Origin of the sequence: Gluconacetobacter johannae (assembly GCF_014174305.1) — a bacterium.
GTDB classification, from domain to species: Bacteria; Pseudomonadota; Alphaproteobacteria; order Acetobacterales; family Acetobacteraceae; genus Gluconacetobacter; species Gluconacetobacter johannae.
The window spans coordinates 115,776-133,402 of sequence record NZ_JABEQH010000003.1 but is presented as its reverse complement, the minus strand read 5'-3'; the positions used below and the strand labels follow the sequence as shown (position 1 = coordinate 133,402).

Below are 17,627 nucleotides of genomic sequence, written 5' to 3'. Positions count from 1 at the left end.
TCCGTGATCCGCCCCCCGTGCGGTGCTACCCTGGCCGCCGAGATGACCATCCTGCCCATCGTCCCCTATCCCGACCCCAGGCTGAACAGCGCCGCCACCCCCGTGACCACGTTCGACACCGCTCTGGCAACGCTGGCGGCCGATCTGCTGGAGACCATGCGCGCGGCCCCGGGCATCGGCATCACCGCGCCGCATGTCGGCATCGGCCTGCGGCTTGTGGTCATCGCGCTGCCGGCGGACGGCCAGGTGCGGACCTACGTGAATCCGCACATCGAATGGGCCAGCCCCGAGACCGCGCGGTTCGAGGAAGGCAGCGTGTCCATGCCGGGGGTGTCGGCGGACATCGACCGCCCCGCCCGCGTGCGGGTGCGCTATCAGGACCTGACAGGCGCGGCGCGGGTCGAGGACGCCGACGGGATGCTGGCGGTCTGCCTGCAGCATGAAATCGACCAGCTTGACGGCCTCTTCTGGACCCGGCGCCTGTCGCGCCTGAAGCGCGAACGGGTGGTCAGACGCTTCGAGAAGCTGCGCCGCGCGGCGTAGCCCCCCGTCTACGCCGCCCCGCCGGGCGGCGTGCCGGCCACCCGCAGGTCGGGGGCCGCGGCGCGATGGACGATATCGACGCAATGGCGCAGATCGTGGACGTCGATCTGGCCGGGGGCCGAGGGCTGGCCCAGCATGCCGAAGGTCGCCGCCGACCCGAAGATTTCACCCGCCAGGCGCGACACCACGCCCACCCCGCCCATCGCCATGGTCATCAGCGGCCGGTCGGCCCAGCGGGTCCGCATTTCGTACGTCGCGGCCAGCAGGTTCAGCACGTCGCCGCCGTCGCGCGGCATGACGGCCAGCTTGATGAGATCGACGTCATACTCCTGCATCGCGCGCATCCGCGCCACCAGGGCCGGAACCTTGTCGGTGCCGGTGAAATCGTGGGACGACAGGATGACGCCCACCCCGGCGCCCCGCGCCGCCGCCACGACGCGGCGCACGACGTGCCGGCCGCGATTGAATTCGACGTCGATCAGGTCCGGAGCCGCGTCGGAGCCGGCGGCGTTCAGCACCTGGTCGTAGAAGGCGACATAGGCCTCGTCCCCGATCGGGGCCATGCCGCCCTCGGCCCCGGTACGGAAGGTGACGATCAGCGGACGGTGCGCCAGGATATGCCGCACCGCATGGCACAGCGCGGCGGCCCGTGGCGCGTCCAGCGCGCACTCCAGGTGATCGACCCGCAATTCCACCAGATCGACCGCGCGCTCGGCCGCCAGGCGATGGGCGGCCGCCTGGGCCTCGTCCGCCGTGACGGCGGTGATCGGCACGATGACGGCGGGGCGGCCCACCCCCAGCGTGACCCCCCGAACCGTGACGCCCCGAAGGGTCGGGCCCCCGACTGTCCTGCTGTGCATCGGCATGGTGCTCCCTCACGAAGGCAAGGGCCGAGGCCCTTGCCGGGTTCGGGCAGGGCCCGACCTTGATGTCTATGTGGTGCTGTCCGCGCGGAAACTCTCGAAATTCCGCTCGAACCGTTCCGCAAGGTCGGCGGCGGCGCGGCGATAGGCCGCCGGGTCGTCCCAGGTCCGGGCGGGGTCGAGGATATCGTCGGGCACGCCGGGCACGCGGGTGGGAATGGCCAGGCCGAAATGCGGTTCGACCTGGAAGGGCACGTCGTCCAGCCGCCCGTCCAGCGCCGCGCGCACCAGCGCGCGCGTATGCGCCAGCGCGATCCGCCGCCCGACGCCATAGGGGCCGCCGGTCCATCCGGTATTGACCAGCCAGCACGTCACCGGCCCGCGCGCCAGGCAGGACGCCAGGCGGTCGCCGTACACCTGGGGCCGGCGCGGCAGGAAGGGCGCGCCGAAACAGGTGCTGAAGGTCGCCTGGGGGGTCTTGCCCAGCCCCGTCTCGGTCCCGGCGATCCGCGCGGTATAGCCCGACAGGAAATGATAGACCGCCTGGGCCAAGGTCAGGCGCGACAGCGGCGGCAGCACGCCGAACGCATCGGCCGTCAGCATCACCACATGGCGCGGCGCGCCGCCGCACCCGTCCCGGCTGGCATTTTCCACGAAATCAATCGGGTAGCAGGCGCGCGTGTTCTCGGTCAGGCTGCCGTCCATGAAATCGGGCACGCCGTCGCGGTCGGCCACCACATTTTCCAGCACCGCGCCGAAGCGGTGCGATGCGTCCCAGATCTCGGGCTCGGCCTCGCGCCGCAGGCCGATCACCTTGGCGTAGCAGCCGCCCTCGACATTGAAGACCCCGTCGTGCGACCAGCCGTGTTCGTCATCGCCGATCAATGTCCGCGACGCATCCGACGACAGGGTGGTCTTGCCGGTGCCCGACAGGCCGAAGAACAGCGCGACGTCGCCCTCCGGCCCGATATTGGCCGAGCAATGCATCGGCATCACGTCCTGCTCGGGCAGCAGCCAGTTCATGACGGTGAAGATGGATTTCTTGATCTCGCCGGCATAGTGGGTGCCGGCGATGACGACCAGCCGCTGCGTCAGCGACAGCATGACGGCCGTGGTGCCGTGCACGCCATGCGCCACCGGGTCCATCGGCAGATCCGGCGCATGCAGGATCACATAGTCCGGCGCGAACGACTCCAGCTCCTCCGCCGTCGGGCGGATGAACATGTTGCGGGCGAACAGGGCATGCCACGCATGGGTGGTCACCAGCCGGATGCGGATGCGGTGGCGCGGATCGGCCCCGGCATACAGGTCCTGGGTGAACAGTTCCTGCCCATCCAGATAGCCGCGCACATGGTCGCAGCCCCGCTGGAAGGCATCGACCGGCAGGCGCGCGTTGATCTCGCCCCACCAGATGTCCGCGCTGACGTCCGGCTCGTCTACGATGAACTTGTCCCGCACGGACCGGCCGGTGTGCAGGCCGGTCCGCACCATCAGCGCGCCGCCCGACGACAGGCTGCCTTCGTGGCGGCGGATCGCGATCTCGGTCAGGGCGGGAGCATGGAGATTGGCATGGACGAGACCGGCGCGGCGCAGGCCGGTCCCTTTCAGGGCGTCGTCCGAACCGGCAGGCCGGAAATTATTATTGCTGTTCATTTTTTCCGTTTCCCGAATATGTCGTCGTACCCCGGCCGTCGCCCGGGGGGCGCCAGTCTCGCGCGATCAGCATGGCAATTCCCTGACCAACACCCCGGCGGGTCATCACAAATGCGCGATACGGACTGCGCGGCCCGGACGATTCAGTGCAGAAATAGGGCAATCGAAAAAGTTCCCGGAGAATTTTGCGACGCCAGTCAAAAAATGTTTCAGGACAAAGACAAAACAATGGTTTGATCCCGCCGGGAATTTTGACATGATATTGCCATGAATGAATTGGAACGACCTGAATCGAACCTTATTGTTGATGTCGTGGCCGGAATATCAGCCGCCGGCGGCCTGTTGTTTGGATATGACACAGGAATTATTTCCGCCGCCCTGCTGCAGATTTCGCAGCAGTTCCAGCTTGGCACCGGCGGACAGCAGATCGTCACCTCCGCGATCATCGCCGGCGCGCTGCTGGGCTGCATGGGCGCCGCCCCCCTGTCGGACCGGGGCGGCCGACGGCGCACCGTCATGGTGGCCGCCGCGGTCTTCATCGTCGGCACGATCATGGCGTCCCTTGCCAACACCATCTGGCTGCTGACGCTGGCGCGGTTCGTGCTGGGGCTGGCCGTGGGCGCGGCCTCGCAGATCGTGCCGGTCTATATTTCGGAACTGGCGCCCGCCCGGCGGCGCGGGCGCCTGGTCGGCATGTTTCAGCTTGCCGTGGTGACGGGGGTGCTGGTCTCGTTCATCGCCGGCTATCTGCTGCGTCACGACAGCTGGCGGATCATGTTCGCCCTGGGGGCCGCGCCGGCCGTGGTGCTGCTGCTGGGCATGGCGTTCCTGCCCAACAGCCCGCGCTGGCTGGCGATGCGTGGCGATTTCGAGGGCGCGCGCGCCGTCCTGCGCCGGGTGCGCGGCAGCCACCGGCGGGCCGAGCGCGAATTGCAGGAGATCATCGACGCCCATGACGTCCAGGCGCCATGGTCTGAACTGGCCCAGCCCTGGGTCCGCCCGGCGCTGGTCGCGGCCGTGGGCATCGGTCTGCTGTGCCAGCTGACCGGGATCAACGCCGTCCTGTATTACGCGCCCACCATCTTCTCGGGCGCCGGCTTCGGCGAGAGTTCGGCGCTGCTGACGTCGGTGGCGGTCGGGGTGGCCATGATCGTGGCGACCCTGTTCGGAAGCTGGGCGGTCGAGGTGATCGGCCGGCGCACGCTGATGCTGTGGCTGCTGCCGGGGGCCAGCGTGGCGCTGTTCGCGCTGGCCGCGCTGTTTCATCTGGGCGCCACGACCGGGCCGAACGCCTGGATGATGGTCGTGGCCCTGCTGGCCTATGCGGTCCTGAATGTGGGCAGCCTGTCGGTCACGATCTGGATCGTCGGGGCCGAGGTCTTTCCCCTGTCCTGCCGGGGCAAGGGCATGAGCCTGGTGGCGGCGGCCCACTGGGGGGCGGACCTGCTGATTTCGCTGACCACCCTGTCGATGGTACAGGCGTTCGGGGCCGGCGGCACCTTCCTGCTGTTCGCCTGCGTCAACGCCTTCGCCTTCTTCTTCGTGCTGCGCTACGTGCCGGAAACCCGCGGGCGATCGCTGGAGGAAATCGAGGACCGCCTGCGTCGCGGGGTGTTTTCGACGCCCGAGGCCGTCTAGCGTCCGCGCCGGGGCGGGCCGAGGCCGACGCCTTGCCAGCAGCCGGCCGGGCGATTATGCCAGCCCGCTGCCGCCCCTTTCGGACCTCCCCGCCCATGACCGTCCCCCGGATCGACCCCTTCCACGCCATCGGCATCAGCACCATCGCCCATCGCATGGCCGCCGAGGGGCGCGACATCATCCATATGGAATTCGGCCAGCCTTCGACCGGCGCGCCGCGCGAGGCCATCGCGGCGGCGCATCGGGTGCTGGACAGCGACGCCATGGGATATTGGGAGAGCATGCCGCTGAAGGCGCGCATCGCCCGCCATTACCGCGACAGCTACGGCGTGGACATCCAGCCCGACCAGATCATCCTGACCTGTGGGGCGTCGCCGGCCTTCGTCCTGGTGCTGGGCTGCTGTTTCGCGCCGGGCGCGCGGGTCGCGCTGGCGCGGCCGGGCTATGTCGCCTATCGCAACGCGTTGCGCGCGCTGCATCTGCAACCGGTGGAAATCGCCTGTGGCCCGGCCGAGCGATTCCAGTTGACCGCCGCCGCCGTCGCGGCCCTGGACCCGACGCCCGACGGGCTGATCGTCGCCAGCCCCGCCAACCCGACCGGCACGATCCTGCCGGCCGACGAGATGCGGGCCATCGCGCAGGTCTGCCGCGCGCGCGGCATCCGTATCATCTCGGACGAGATCTATCACGGGTTGAGCTATATCGAGCCCGCACGCTGCATCCTGCAGGACGATCCCGAGGCGCTGGTCGTCAACAGCTTCTCGAAATATTTCAGCATGGCGGGCTGGCGGCTGGGCTGGCTGGTCGTGCCGCCGGAGTTGATCGACGCCGCGCGGGCGCGCATGGGCAATCTGTTCCTGACCCCGCCGTCGCTCAGCCAGCATGCGGGCCTGGTCGCCTTCGACTGCCGGGACGAACTGGAATGCCATGTGCGGACCTACCGGCATAATCGCGACCTGATGCTGGACCGCCTGCCCGCGATGGGTCTGGACCGGATCGCACCGCCCGACGGGGCCTTCTACATCTATGCCGATATCGGCCACCTGACCGACGACAGCCTGGCATTCTGCACCCGCATGCTGGCCGACACCGGCATCGCCACCGCACCGGGCCTGGATTTCGACCCCGTCGAGGGGCATCGCTTCATGCGCTTCAGCTTCGCGGTATCGACCGACCGGGTGGAAGACGCGCTGGCCCGCATGGCCCCCTGGTTCGACGCCGCCCATGCCCGGCGCCCCTGACGGACTCTTATGACATCGGTTCGGGCGTGGGGCGGGGCGCTTCGGGCAGGGGGATGAATTCGTCCTGGTCATGCACCGGCAGGACCATGCGCCCCGCCTGCCAGTCGGCCTTCGCCTGCTCCAGCCGGTCGCGGGACGACGAGACGAAATTCCAGAACAGGAACCGCTCGCCCAGCGGCTCGCCGCCCAGCGCCATCAGGGTGGCGGGCGACAATGCCGTCACTTCCGCCGGGGCGCCGGGGGAAAACAGGATCATCTCTCCCGCGCCGAAGCGCTGCCCCTCGATTTCGACCTGACCCTGGGCGACATGCACCGCGCGGTCGGTGTGGCCCTCGGGCAGCGCCACGGTGGCGCCGGCGTCCAGTTGCCAATGCAGGTAGAACAGCGGCGACAGCGCCGGCACGGCGGCGCGCAGGCCGAACGCCGTGCCGGCCAGCAGGCGGGTGGTGGCCTTGCCCTCGCGCCAGGCCGGCAGGTCGTCCAGCCCCTGGTGGTGATGGAACGACGGCGCGACCTCCTCCTGCCCGTCGGGCAGGGCGACCCAGGCCTGGATGCCGTGCAGACGGTCGCCGGCGATCCGCGCGTGTTCGAACCGTTCGCTGTGGGTGATGCCGCGCCCCGCGGTCATCCAGTTGATCTCGGCCGGGCGGATCGGCTGTTCCGAGCCCACGCTGTCGCGATGCATGATCTCGCCCGCGAACAGGTAGGTGACGGTGGACAGCCCGATATGCGGGTGCGGCCGCACGTCGGCCCGGCGGGCGTCGGCCGCCGCCAGGTCCAGCGGCCCCATGTGGTCGAAGAACACGAACGGCCCGACCATCCGGCGCCGGGCGAAGGGCAGCACGCGCCCGACCTCGAACCCGCCCAGGCTGCGGCGGCGCTGCGGAATAACCATCTCGATCATCGGATCGACCTCCTCGAACCCCGGACATGGGGCAACAGGCCCCACGCCCCACGGCGTCAATCGTTCCCCCGCGCCCCCTCGGCCGCCAGTTGCTGAAGGTCGAGTTCGTTCTCCAGCCGGCGCAGGACATGGTCGTGGATCATGCCGCCCCGATGCAGGCGCAGCAGTTCCGCGCGCCCGGCCTCGATCGTCGCCAGCAGCACGGCGTAATGCGCGTCGCGATCCTGGCGCAGCGTGTCCACCTCGTTGCTGAAGCGCGCCGCCACCCGGGCGCGATAGCGATATTGCTCCAGCAGGCGGGGATGCAGGACCGTGCCGTCCGGCGCGTGCGCCAGCCTCTCCACCGTCTGCCGCTGTGCGTCCGCCAGGCGCGCCCGCGCCTGCGGTTCCGTCAGATGGGCGGCGTGCGGCCCCGTCTGACGGGCGACGCCGGTCCAGCGGATGACCAGGCCGATGGTGGCCCCCTGCCCCAGCACCGTCACCAGGATGACCGCGAATGTCGCCAGCAGGATGAAATCGCGGCCGGGGACGGTCGCGGGCACCGACAGCGCCACCGCCAGGCTGACCACGCCGCGCATCCCGGCCCATCCCAGGACGGTCGCGCGGCCCACCGCCTCGGCCGGCGCCGGACGGGTCGTGTCGGGGGCCAGCAGCCATTCCAGCAGGGTGGCCCCGTACATCCAGGCGAACCGGGCCACGATCGTCGCCAGCACCACCCCGGCCACCGGCCAGGCCAGGTGCGGCAGCGACCCGGCGACGCCCTGCCGGGGATGCAGCACGCCGCGCAGCGACAGGCCGATCAGGATGAAGATCAGCGATTCCAGCATGAAGGTCAGCACGGACCACACGGCGGTGGCGCGCAGCCGGACATCGGCGCCGAAGATCTCGTGCTGGTGCCAGCCGATCATCAGCCCGGCCGTGACGGTGGCCATGACGCCGGACACGCCGGCCCGCTCGCCCGTGATATAGACGATCCACGGCGTCAGCAGCGTCAGGCTGATGACCAGCATCGGGTCGCGGATCCGGCGCAGGATGTGCAGGACGATCCAGCCGCACGCCCCGCCCAGCACCACGCCGCCCACCGCCAGCACCCCGAAGGCGAGGGTCGCATGCAGCAGGCTGAAGCTGCCGGTCAGCACCGCCGCCACGGCGAAGCGGTACAGCACCAGGCTGGTCGCATCGTTCAGCAGGCTTTCGCCTTCCAGCATGACGGACAGTTTTTCGGGCAGGTGCACCCGCTCCAGCACGCTCTTGGCCGCCACCGCGTCGGGCGGCGCCACGATGGCCCCCAGCGCGAAGCAGGCCGCCCAGGGCATCGAGGGCATCAGCCAGTGCGCCGCCACCCCCACAACCAGGGTAGTGAACAGCACCGTCCCGACCGCAAGTTGCAGGATGGGGCCGAGATTGACCCGAAAGGCCGGCCACACCGTGAAATACGCCCCCGACAGCAGCAGCGGCGGCAGGAACGCGACCAGCACCAGTTCGGGGTCGAGATCGACATCCGGCATGCCCGGGATCAGGGCCAGCGCGATGCCGCCGACGATCAGCGCCGCCGAGGTCGGCAGCCGCAGCAGCCGGGCCACCAGCGCCAGGACGACGATGGCCACGACCAGGACCAGGATAAATTCAAAACGACCGACGTCCGACACCTGATCCCCCTGCCGCACCGGCCATACAGCCCCTTATACCCGCGGCGCCAGCCGGGTGGCGAGATCGACCAGTCGAGTCATGCGGTCGCGCAGCACGTTCCGCGTCGCCTCGTCGGTCAGCAGTCCGCCCGCGTCGAACTTGGCGCCGGCCCCGCCGACCAGCGTTTCCGCCGCCGGCAGGACATACACGCCCACCACCGAAAGCACCTGCCGCAGATGATAATGCGCCAGGGCGGTGCCCAGCGCGCCCGGACTGGCGCCCACGATCGCCGCCACCTTGCCGTCGAAAGGCTGGTGCGGCGGGCGCGAGACCCAGTCGATCGCGTTTTTCAGCACCCCGGGGACCGAGCGGTTATATTCGGGCGTCGCGAACAGCAGCGCGTCGGCCTCGAGAATGCGCCGGCGCAGGTCCTCCACCACGGGCGGAAAGCCCGCCGCACGCACGTCCTCGTCATAGGGCGGGATGTCGCGCAGCCCCTCATACAATTCCACCTGCACGCCCTCCGGCGCCAGGTCGCGGGCCGCCAGCAGCAGGCCGGTATTGAACGAGCCCCGTCGCAGGCTGCCGGAAAGGCCGAGAATCCTGGTCATGGTGTTTCTCCCCTAAGTGGTCTGGCCGCCGCCGGTCAGGCCGGGACCATCCGGCCGAAACGGCCGTCCTGGAAATCGGCGATGGCCTGGCGGATTTCGGCCTCGCTGTTCATCACGAACGGCCCGCGCCCGACGATCGGCTCGTCGATCGGCTCGCCCGTCAGCACCAGCATCGTCGCCTCGCCCTCGGCATGGACCACCACGCCGGCCCCTTCGCGGTCCAGCAGCACCATCTCGGCCTCGCCCACCGCCTGCGTGCCGTTGACCGTGACATGGCCGCCCAGGACCACCAGCATGCTGGTGTGCCCCTCCGGCAGGTCCAGCGTCACATCCGCGTCGCGGGTCAGGCGCATGTCCCAGACATTGACCGGCGTGAAGGTGCGCGCCGGTCCTTTGCTGCCCCCGAACGCGCCCGCGATGACGCGAACCTGGCCGGCGCCGTCGGGCAACGCGACCACCGGGATATCGGCATCCCGGATCGACTGGTATCCGGGCGTCGTCATCTTGTCCCGGGCCGGCAGGTTGACCCACAGTTGCACCATCCGGAACGGACCACCGGTGCGGGTGAAGCCCTTCGAATGATATTCCTGGTGCAGGATGCCGCCGCCGGCCGTCATCCACTGCACGTCGCCCGGCCCGATCACCCCGCCCTGGCCGGTCGAATCGCGATGTTCGACCTCGCCGTCATAGACGATCGTCACCGTCTCGAACCCGCGATGCGGATGGGCGCCCACGCCGCGCGGCCGGTCGGCCGGGTCGAACTGGTAGGGGCCGGCATAATCCAGCAGCAGGAACGGGCTGGCATGCCGCCCCAGCGTGTCATAGGAAAACAGCGAGCGAACCGGGAACCCGTCGCCCACCCAGTGACCGTCGTTATTGCCGTAAACGCCAAGGATCTTCTTCATGATGCCGCCTCCACGGATGCCGGTTCGGACGGACGCCATGCGCCGTGAGGCCAGAACGTCATCGGGCAACGATAGATCCGGCGGATTGAGATGAACGTCCCGAAAGCCTCGCGGCCACGATCGGGGCGGTTCAGACCGTTTTCGGCAACCCTGCCTGTCCGCGCTTGCCTGCCAACAGCCGTACCCTTGGGGACCATTTGAATGCAACTCGCCCTAGCTATCGAGAAAGAACCATCTGATGAAATGAACATTGTAAATTCGACGCGTGACGAAATTTGGCAGACCTTGAAAGAAAACCCGAAGATGGTTGTCGATTGGTATCGCACCCGCTGGGAACACATGCAGGGTGCGGATCTACTTTTTCTATGCCGATCCTGTTATGGCGGCGTAGTCCGCTTTCGGATGCGTGACGGCTACATGTCTACTCCCTGTGGGGCTCATGAACCGATCCATCCGGGCGTATTTGCGCGCCGTGTCGCCCAATGGAGCACGCGTGTCGCGGGAACGACCTTTTTTCATCGGGGGTACGAGGAATCCCTCGAACGTGCCCGAAGCGGCGACGTCGTCTATTGCGACCCTCCATACGCGCATAGTCAGGCCATCCTGTACGGCGCACAGAATTTTACCCTGGACGACCTTTTCAGGTCGATTGAACGCGCCAGGAAACGGGGGGTGTTTGTTGCGATGAGTATCGATGGCTCAAAGAAGTCCGGCGAGAAATCCTGTCCGATTGAATGGCCCGGAGGCCTTTTCGCGCGTGAGGAAGCTGTCAACGTCGGGCGTTCAATGTTGCGCCGTCGTCAGATGGGAGGCGAAACACTCGAGGCCGAAGTTGTGAGTGATCGCCTCTTGCTGACTCATTGATCCCCTGTCCCGGCCGTATCATTCGTGAATCGACCGGACGAAATCCGCCAGGCGCGCCGTCCGGGGGCGTTGGAAGATGTCGTCCGGGCAGCCTGATTCGACAATGCGTCCGCCGTCGCAGAAATGGACCCGGTCGGCCACGTCGCGGGCGAATTTCATCTCATGCGTCACGATCAGCATGGTGATCTCCTGCCGTGCAAGGTCGTTGATGATCGCCAGGATTCCCTTGACCAGTTGCGGGTCCAGCGCGCTGGTCGGCTCGTCGAACAGGATGACCGACGGCGCCATCGCCATCGCGCGCGCGATGGCGACGCGCTGTTTCTGCCCGCCCGAGATCTGATCGGGATAATGGTCCTCGCGGTCGGCCATGCCCACGTCGCGCAGCAGGCGGCGGGCGCGGTCGATCGCGGCCTCCCGGTCCAGGCCCAGGACCGTCACCGGCCCTTCCATCACGTTCTGCAACACCGTCCGGTGGCTGAACAGGTTGAAATGCTGGAAGACCATCGGCATGCGGCTGCGCGCCCGGCGCAGGGTCCGCTCCGGCGCGACGCGCACACCCGTCCCGTCATCCCGGCACAGCGCCTCGCCAAAGACGGAAATCGAGCCGCCGCTGGGCCGTTCCAGGACATTCAGGCAGCGCAGCAGCGTCGATTTGCCGCCGCCGCTGGGGCCGATCAGGCAGGCGACCTCGCCCGAGGCCACCGCCAGATCCACGCCGGCCAGGACCTCGACCGCGCCGTACCTCTTCCGCAGCCCCCGCGCGACCAGCACGGGTTCGGGCACGGCCCCGGTCATGCCGCGGCACCTTTCGGACCGGGCAGCATCGCGGCGCCGTGCCGCTGGTGGCGCGGCGTCAGCCGGCGTTCCAGCAGCCCGATCAGCCGGGCACTGCCGAAGCTCATGACGAAATAGATGAAGCCCACCATGATGTAGGTGTTCATGCTGTCGAACGTGTCCGCGATGACGATATTGGCGTGCCGCAGCAGCTCATTGACCGAGATGAACGAGACCAGGGAACAATCCTTCAGCAGCGCGATGAAATATCCGCCCACCGTCGGCAGCGTCGCCCGGAACATTTGCGGCAGGACCACCCGGCGATAGATCGCGACGCGCGACATGCCCAGCGACAGGGCCGCCTGCCGCTGGCCTGGGTCGATCGCGGCGATGGCCGCGCGAAACACTTCGGACAGGTAGGCCGCGAGGTTGAGCGACAGCCCCGCCACCCCCGCCCAGAACGCCGGCAGCGTCAGGCCGAATTCCGGCAGGGTGAAGTAGATGAACAGCAATTGCACGATCAGCGGCGTGTCGCGCCACAGTTCGACATAGGCATCCAGCGGCCAGCGCACGGCCCGGTAGGGGGACAGGCGCCCCAGGGCGACCGCCAGGCCGAGGGCCAGCCCGCACGCCATGCTGACCAGCGACAGCACAAGCGTGATCCACGCCCCTTGCAGCAGGAAGGGAAAATATTCCGGGACTTCCCTGAAGAAGAATCTGTGCACGCCCTTATCGCCCCGTCGGTTGCGGCTTGAGCAGATGATCCTGCACCGGTTCCCACACACCGTTCTTCTTCAAAATCGCCTTCAACGTCCCGTCCGCGCGCATCGCCTCCAGCGCCATGTTCAGCGCCGCCAGCAGGTCGGTGCAGGCCGGACGCACCACGATCCCCTCGTCGCCCAGATAGTAGGGCGAGGCACGTTCCGCCTCCCGCCAGGCCGGCTTGGCCTGGTAGAACAGCGGGTCGCCGATGACACGCAGGCTCCTGAACTCGTCCTTGTGGGACAGCAGCGATTCCTGGTCGAGGATAACGGCGTCGATCTGGCCGTTACGCAAGGCCTGGAAGGGATCGGCCCAGTTGTTGTAATCCGAGACCGACGCCCCATATCCCTGCGCCACCAGGCCGTGCGCCACCGTGGAATCGGTCGATCCGACGACCGAGCCCAGGACCTTGCCCCGCAGGTCGTCCATGGTCCGGATCGGGGAATCGCCCGGCACGATCACGCGGTCGTACAACCGGAAATAGGGCGCGGAGAACAGCACGTTTCCGTCGGTGATACGTTCCTGCGTGATCGCGAGGTCCGACAGCACGATGTCCCACCGGCGGGCCTTCAGGCCGGGGATCAGGGTCGGCCATTCGGTGGGGATGAAGCGGTCCTGGGGGATGCCCATCCGGCGCGCGATTTCAAGGAACAGGTCGGCCGTCACGCCATGATATGCGCCGTCCCGATCCTGCCACAGCGCGATCCGATCCCCCAGCAGGCCGGTGCCCGATGTCAGCACGCCCGCGCGCCTGACATCGTCCAGGCATCCGGCCCGCGCGCGCGGGCCGGGCAGCAGCAGCCCGATCAGGAAGACGACCGCCCAGACGCGCCGCAGCCACGGACAGGCCGGCGATGCGCGCCGCTGCATCGGGTGGTAGAGCACGATCAGCCGGCGGGCGCATGACGGTTGCGCGGACGGGCCAGCCCCAGGTTCTCGCGCAGGGTCGTGCCCTGGTATTCGGTGCGGAACAATCCGCGCCGCTGCAATTCCGGTACCACTTTTTCGGTGATGTCGGTCAGGCTGTCCGGCAGGACCGGCAGCGCCATCATGAAGCCGTCGCTGGCGCCCGCCGCGACCCATTCCTCCATCTGGTCGGCGATCTGCCGGGCGGTGCCGTAGAAGATCGCCTTGCTGCGGTTGTAGCGCCTGCAGACCTGGCGCAGGGTCAGCCCCTGGCGGATCAGCCCGGCGATTTCCTCGAAATAGACCTGATGGAAATTCGATTTTTCCGGAATACGATGTTCGGGCACCGCTTCGTCCAGCGGCAGGTCGGACAGGTCGGTTTCCAGATCGGTCTTCAGGTACATCAGCCCGATGTCGATATGAACCATCTCCTGCCAGGCGGCCCATTTCTCGCGCGCATGCGCCGCGCTCTCGCCCAGGACGATGGACACGCCGGACAGCACCTTCAGCGCGTCGGGATGGCGGCCGTAGCGCGCCATGCGTCCCTTCAGGTCCTGATGGAACGCGATGGCCTCGGACATCGAGGCCCCGGTCCCGAACACCACTTCGGCCGTCCGCGCCGCGAATTCCCTGCCGGTTTCCGACGCCCCGGCCTGGAAGATGACCGGCTGCCCCTGGGGCGAACGCGCCATGTTCAGCCCGCCCCGCACCCGGAAGAATTCGCCCTGATGGTCCAGGGCGTGGAATTTCCCGGGGTCGAACATCCGCACGTTCGCCTTGTCATGGATGAAGGCGTCGTCTTCCCAGGTGTCCCACAAGGCCTGCACGATGCCGAGGAATTCCCCGGCCCGGTCATAGCGCCGCTGATGCGGCGGCAACGCATCCAGGCCGAAATTGCGCGCGGCATAGTCGTTGGCGGTGGTCACGACGTTCCACGCCGCGCGGCCATGGCTGATATGGTCCAGCGACGCGAACAGGCGGGCCACGTTATAGGGTTCGTAGAAGCTGGTGGACGCCGTGGCGCCAAGGCCGATATGCGACGTCGCCCCCGCGATGGCCGACAGCAGGGTGATCGGCTCCATCATGTTCATGTACAGCGGCGCCCGCGTCCAGGCGTCGAGGTCTTCGGTCCGCGCCGCCGGCGTATCGGCCAGGAAGAAGAAATCCAACTTGCCCCGTTCCGCCGTCTGGACGATGCGGCGGAAATACCCGATGTCGGTCGCGGCGCCATCCTGCGCCCCAGGCATCAGCCACGCCGCCGGGTGATAGCCGTTGGCCTCGAACAGACCGCCCAGAACGATATGTCGTCGCGCACTCATATGCGGCTCCTTCAGGCGGGCGGGGCGTCAATCGGCGTAGGAGGGATCCTCGCGGTCGAGAATGCGCTTCATTTCCTCGAAATGGGCGATGGAAAAATCGCGGATCCCCTCCCAGTCGCGCGCGGTCTTCTCCGCCACGTCATCGTCCAGGATGTTCAGCGGCTGGCCGGTGGCATAGGCCGAGACCAGGATCTGGCAGGCCCGTTCCAGGGTATAGATATCGTCGAAGGCCTCGCCCACCGTGGGGGCGGTGACCAGCACGCCGTGATTGCCCATCATCAGCCGCGACCGGTCGCCCAGCAGGCCGGCCAGGCGCGCGCCCTCGGCCCCGGTGTCGGCCATGCCGCCGTACATGGTGTCCGTGGCGACCCGGTTGAAATAGCGCGCGGTGTTCTGCTCGATCGGCCGGATGGTCGGGTCCGCCAGGCAGGCGATGGTGGTGGCGTGGATCGGGTGCAGGTGCATCGCCACGCGCACCTGCGGCAGCAGGCGATGGATCTGCCCATGGATGGCCCAGGCCGTCGGGTCGATGTCGGCGCGATGGCGCGCGTCCTCGTCCTCGGCGTCCAGAAGCACCAGGTCGCTGGCCCGGATGCGCGAGAAATGCCGCCATTTCGGGTTCAGCAGGAACCATCGCCCGTCCGGGGACACCGCGGCGCTGAAATGATTGGCGACGGCTTCATGCAGGCCAAGCCGCGCCACGATGCGGAAGGCTGCCGCGAGGTCGACACGGATCCGGCTTTCGTCGTGTACGGTCATGCCCTGCTCTTTATCCTGCGCGCAGGCAGCATGAACGGAGGCACGACGGCAGGTAAACCCGGTTTTTCCGATCCATTACCTCATCGAATCGGTTGCAGTGCCTCCGTGGGATGGCAGGTGCAGGGCGGTGTCGGGCAGCACCCGCGTGATGGCGTCGAGAAACATCCGCGCGCAGGCATCCCAGCCGAACCGCGCCACATAGGCGCGGCACATCGCCCGATCGCCGTGCAGCGCCGCCAGCACGTTGCGCCGCAGGTCCGGGCCGATCGCGCCGACCGGCGACACGCCGGGGGGCAGGATGTCGCGCGGCCCCGTCACGTCGAAGGCCGCGACGGGCAGACCGCTGGCCAGGGCTTCGAGAATCACCAGGCCGAACGTGTCCGTCAGGCTGGGAAAGACGAACACGTCGCTGGCGGCATAGGCGGCCGACAGATCGGCCCCGTCCAGATAGCCCGTGAACACCGCATCGGGATAGCGCGCCGCCAGGCCGACGCGATCGGGCCCGTCGCCGACCACGATCTTGGTCCCCGGCACATCCAGGTCGAGGAACGCCGTCAGGTTCTTCTCGATCGCCACCCGCCCGACGTAGAGCAGATAGGGACCGTCCACCCCGAAGCGCGCGCGCCAGTCGCAGCCGGTCCGGCCGGGGCGGAAGCGCTCGGCATCCACGCCCCGCGTCCAGCATTCCAGATGACGGAATCCCCGGTCGTCCAGCCCGCGCAGCAGGCTGGGCGTCGGCACCAGCGTCAGGGCCGCGGCGCCATGGAACCAGCGCAGGAACCGATAGGCCGGCCCCGTCGGAAGCCCCGTCCGGGCCTGGATATATTCGGGAAAGCGCGTGTGAAACGACGTGGTGAAGCAACGGTGGTTACGGATCGCCCATCGCCGGGCCGCCAGGCCCAGCGGCCCCTCGGTCACCAGATGCAGCGCGTCGGGACGAAAATCCTCGATCATCCGGGCCAGGCGGCGGCCGGGCAGGACGCTCAGCCGGATCTCGGGGTAGGTCGGGCAGGGCACGGTACGGAACAGATGCGGCCCGACCACCGCCACGACCCGGCCCGCCGCGCGCAATTCCTCGGTCAGCCGCGACACCGTGCGGACCACCCCGTTGACCTGGGGATACCAGGCGTCCGTCACGATCAGGATGCGCGCCGGCCCCACGCAGGCCGCCCGCCCCGGCGGACGCTCCCGCACCATGCCGTGCACCGCACCGTCAGGCATCGGCCGGCACCAGCACGGCCCCCGGATGCCGCGGCGCGGCAACGCGCCATCGCACGTCGGTCATGTCCAGAAGCTGCATGCTGCCGTCGTGATGTTCCACCAGCGCGCTGCAGCTTTCCACCCAGTCGCCGTCATTCATGTACAGGATGCCGCCCACGTCCTTGATGACCGCATGATGGATATGCCCGCAGATGACGCCGTCCATGCCGCGCCGCCGGGCCTCGTCCACCACCGCGGTCTCGAACCGGTCGATGGCCATGACCGCGCCCTTGACCTGCCGTTTCAGCCACGCCGACAGCGAACGGTACGGCAGGCCCAGCCGACGACGCACCGTGTTGAACCAGCGGTTGACGAGCAGGGCGGCGGAATAGGCCCGGTCGCCCAGTACGGCCAGGAAGGGCGCGTAGCGTACCACACTGTCGAATTCGTCGCCGTGCAGCACGAGGAACCTCCGCCCCGTCACCGTTACGTGTTCGGCCTGTTCGCACAGGCGGATGCCCGCGACCTCCAGCCGATGGGGAAGCCAGCGACGGAATATCTCGTCATGGTTTCCGGGAATATAGAAAACCTCGGTCCCGCCGCGGGCCATACGCAGGATCAGGTTCAGGACGTCGTCGTGATGATCGTTCCAGAACCAGGACCGTTTCAGCTTCCACCCGTCGATGATGTCGCCGACAAGATACAGCCGCCGGCAGGACAGGCCGCGCAGGAAATCGGCCAGCAGGTCGGCCCGGCAGTCCCGCGTGCCCAGATGCACATCGGACAGGAAAACCGCCTGATAATCGTGGGAAGGGATACGATCATGCAGAATCACGTTCATCGCGGACAGGCCCCCTGATGAAAGACGGGGCCCTTCTAACCGTATCCATCCGTTTCTTTTATGTATCTTTCATGAAATCCCCGAAGACGGCGCGCAGGGCCCGCAGATCGGCTTCCGCCAGCGCCCGCGTCGCGGCCGCGCGGCCGGGATGGGCGGCGGCGGCGCCATGACGCCCGGCGATGCGGGACATGCCACCTGCAGTTGCGGGGGGCGGC

The 17,627-nt window shown here is 68.1% G+C and carries 18 protein-coding genes; 4 read left to right on the top strand and 14 right to left on the bottom strand.

Annotated features, from left to right (window positions below; genetic code table 11):
- Positions 1–3 precede the first annotated feature (3 nt).
- Entirely contained in the window at positions 4–543 is a 540-nt protein-coding gene (locus tag HLH21_RS03210) for a peptide deformylase (RefSeq protein WP_306414189.1), read from the top strand.
- A gap of 8 nt (positions 544–551) precedes the next feature.
- On the opposite strand, the gene aroD is transcribed toward HLH21_RS03210, so the two are convergent.
- Both aroD and pckA read right to left on the bottom strand, forming a co-directional pair.
- Complete coding sequence (aroD, locus tag HLH21_RS03205; protein ID WP_182941175.1) at positions 552–1,403, bottom strand: type I 3-dehydroquinate dehydratase; 852 nt, start codon at positions 1,401–1,403, stop codon at positions 552–554.
- A gap of 72 nt (positions 1,404–1,475) precedes the next feature.
- Positions 1,476–3,059: a phosphoenolpyruvate carboxykinase (ATP) gene (gene pckA / locus HLH21_RS03200; protein ID WP_182941172.1), complete on the bottom strand. Its 1,584-nt coding sequence runs from the start codon at positions 3,057–3,059 to the stop codon at positions 1,476–1,478.
- Positions 3,060–3,326: 267 nt separating this feature from the next.
- Between pckA and HLH21_RS03195 the strand changes: the two genes are divergently transcribed.
- Together HLH21_RS03195 and HLH21_RS03190 are read left to right on the top strand one after the other, a co-directional pair.
- Positions 3,327–4,697 (top strand): sugar porter family MFS transporter, encoded by a 1,371-nt coding sequence (locus HLH21_RS03195; RefSeq protein WP_182941169.1) that lies wholly within the window; start codon positions 3,327–3,329, stop codon positions 4,695–4,697.
- 95 nt (positions 4,698–4,792) lie between these two features.
- Positions 4,793–5,938, top strand: a complete 1,146-nt coding sequence (locus tag HLH21_RS03190) for an aminotransferase class I/II-fold pyridoxal phosphate-dependent enzyme (protein ID WP_182941166.1) — start codon at positions 4,793–4,795, stop codon at positions 5,936–5,938.
- A 7-nt stretch (positions 5,939–5,945) separates the two neighbouring features.
- On the opposite strand, the gene HLH21_RS03185 is transcribed toward HLH21_RS03190, so the two are convergent.
- The 4 genes from HLH21_RS03185 to HLH21_RS03170 are packed head-to-tail and all read right to left on the bottom strand — an operon-like array spanning position 5,946 to position 9,990.
- A complete protein-coding gene (locus HLH21_RS03185) occupies positions 5,946–6,842 on the bottom strand; it encodes a pirin family protein (protein WP_182941163.1) in 897 nt (298 codons plus the stop codon).
- A gap of 56 nt (positions 6,843–6,898) precedes the next feature.
- On the bottom strand, positions 6,899–8,491 hold the full coding sequence (locus HLH21_RS03180; protein WP_182941160.1) for a Na+/H+ antiporter: 1,593 nt from the start codon (positions 8,489–8,491) through the stop codon (positions 6,899–6,901).
- 33 nt (positions 8,492–8,524) lie between these two features.
- Positions 8,525–9,082 (bottom strand): NADPH-dependent FMN reductase, encoded by a 558-nt coding sequence (locus tag HLH21_RS03175; RefSeq protein ID WP_182941158.1) that lies wholly within the window; start codon positions 9,080–9,082, stop codon positions 8,525–8,527.
- 35 nt (positions 9,083–9,117) lie between these two features.
- Entirely contained in the window at positions 9,118–9,990 is an 873-nt protein-coding gene (locus tag HLH21_RS03170) for a pirin family protein (RefSeq protein ID WP_264811903.1), read from the bottom strand.
- A 198-nt stretch (positions 9,991–10,188) separates the two neighbouring features.
- Here HLH21_RS03170 and HLH21_RS03165 point away from each other — a divergent pair, with 198 nt between their 5' ends.
- Positions 10,189–10,851, top strand: a complete 663-nt coding sequence (locus HLH21_RS03165) for a DNA adenine methylase (protein ID WP_182941152.1) — start codon at positions 10,189–10,191, stop codon at positions 10,849–10,851.
- A gap of 18 nt (positions 10,852–10,869) precedes the next feature.
- On the opposite strand, the gene HLH21_RS03160 is transcribed toward HLH21_RS03165, so the two are convergent.
- The 8 genes from HLH21_RS03160 to HLH21_RS17130 form a co-directional block, all read right to left on the bottom strand.
- Positions 10,870–11,646 carry an amino acid ABC transporter ATP-binding protein gene (locus HLH21_RS03160; RefSeq protein WP_220789649.1) on the bottom strand — a complete coding sequence of 259 codons (777 nt, stop codon included), beginning with the start codon at positions 11,644–11,646 and terminating at the stop codon, positions 10,870–10,872.
- Complete coding sequence (locus HLH21_RS03155) at positions 11,643–12,350, bottom strand: amino acid ABC transporter permease (protein ID WP_182941147.1); 708 nt, start codon at positions 12,348–12,350, stop codon at positions 11,643–11,645. Before HLH21_RS03155 ends, HLH21_RS03160 begins: the two co-directional genes overlap by 4 nt.
- Before the next feature lie 4 nt (positions 12,351–12,354).
- Entirely contained in the window at positions 12,355–13,272 is a 918-nt protein-coding gene (locus HLH21_RS03150) for a substrate-binding periplasmic protein (protein WP_220789648.1), read from the bottom strand.
- A gap of 2 nt (positions 13,273–13,274) precedes the next feature.
- Complete coding sequence (locus tag HLH21_RS03145; RefSeq protein WP_182941144.1) at positions 13,275–14,612, bottom strand: LLM class flavin-dependent oxidoreductase; 1,338 nt, start codon at positions 14,610–14,612, stop codon at positions 13,275–13,277.
- Between the two features lie 27 nt (positions 14,613–14,639).
- The gene (locus HLH21_RS03140) at positions 14,640–15,371 is read right to left on the bottom strand and encodes a class II aldolase and adducin N-terminal domain-containing protein (RefSeq protein ID WP_182941141.1); all 732 of its coding nucleotides are present in this window, start codon (positions 15,369–15,371) and stop codon (positions 14,640–14,642) included.
- Between the two features lie 75 nt (positions 15,372–15,446).
- On the bottom strand, positions 15,447–16,568 hold the full coding sequence (locus tag HLH21_RS03135; RefSeq protein ID WP_182941355.1) for a glycosyltransferase family 4 protein: 1,122 nt from the start codon (positions 16,566–16,568) through the stop codon (positions 15,447–15,449).
- Positions 16,569–16,584: 16 nt separating this feature from the next.
- Positions 16,585–17,412 carry a UDP-2,3-diacylglucosamine diphosphatase gene (locus HLH21_RS03130; protein WP_182941138.1) on the bottom strand — a complete coding sequence of 276 codons (828 nt, stop codon included), beginning with the start codon at positions 17,410–17,412 and terminating at the stop codon, positions 16,585–16,587.
- Positions 17,413–17,470: 58 nt separating this feature from the next.
- Complete coding sequence (locus HLH21_RS17130; protein WP_264811891.1) at positions 17,471–17,602, bottom strand: hypothetical protein; 132 nt, start codon at positions 17,600–17,602, stop codon at positions 17,471–17,473.
- Positions 17,603–17,627: the final 25 nt, after the last annotated feature.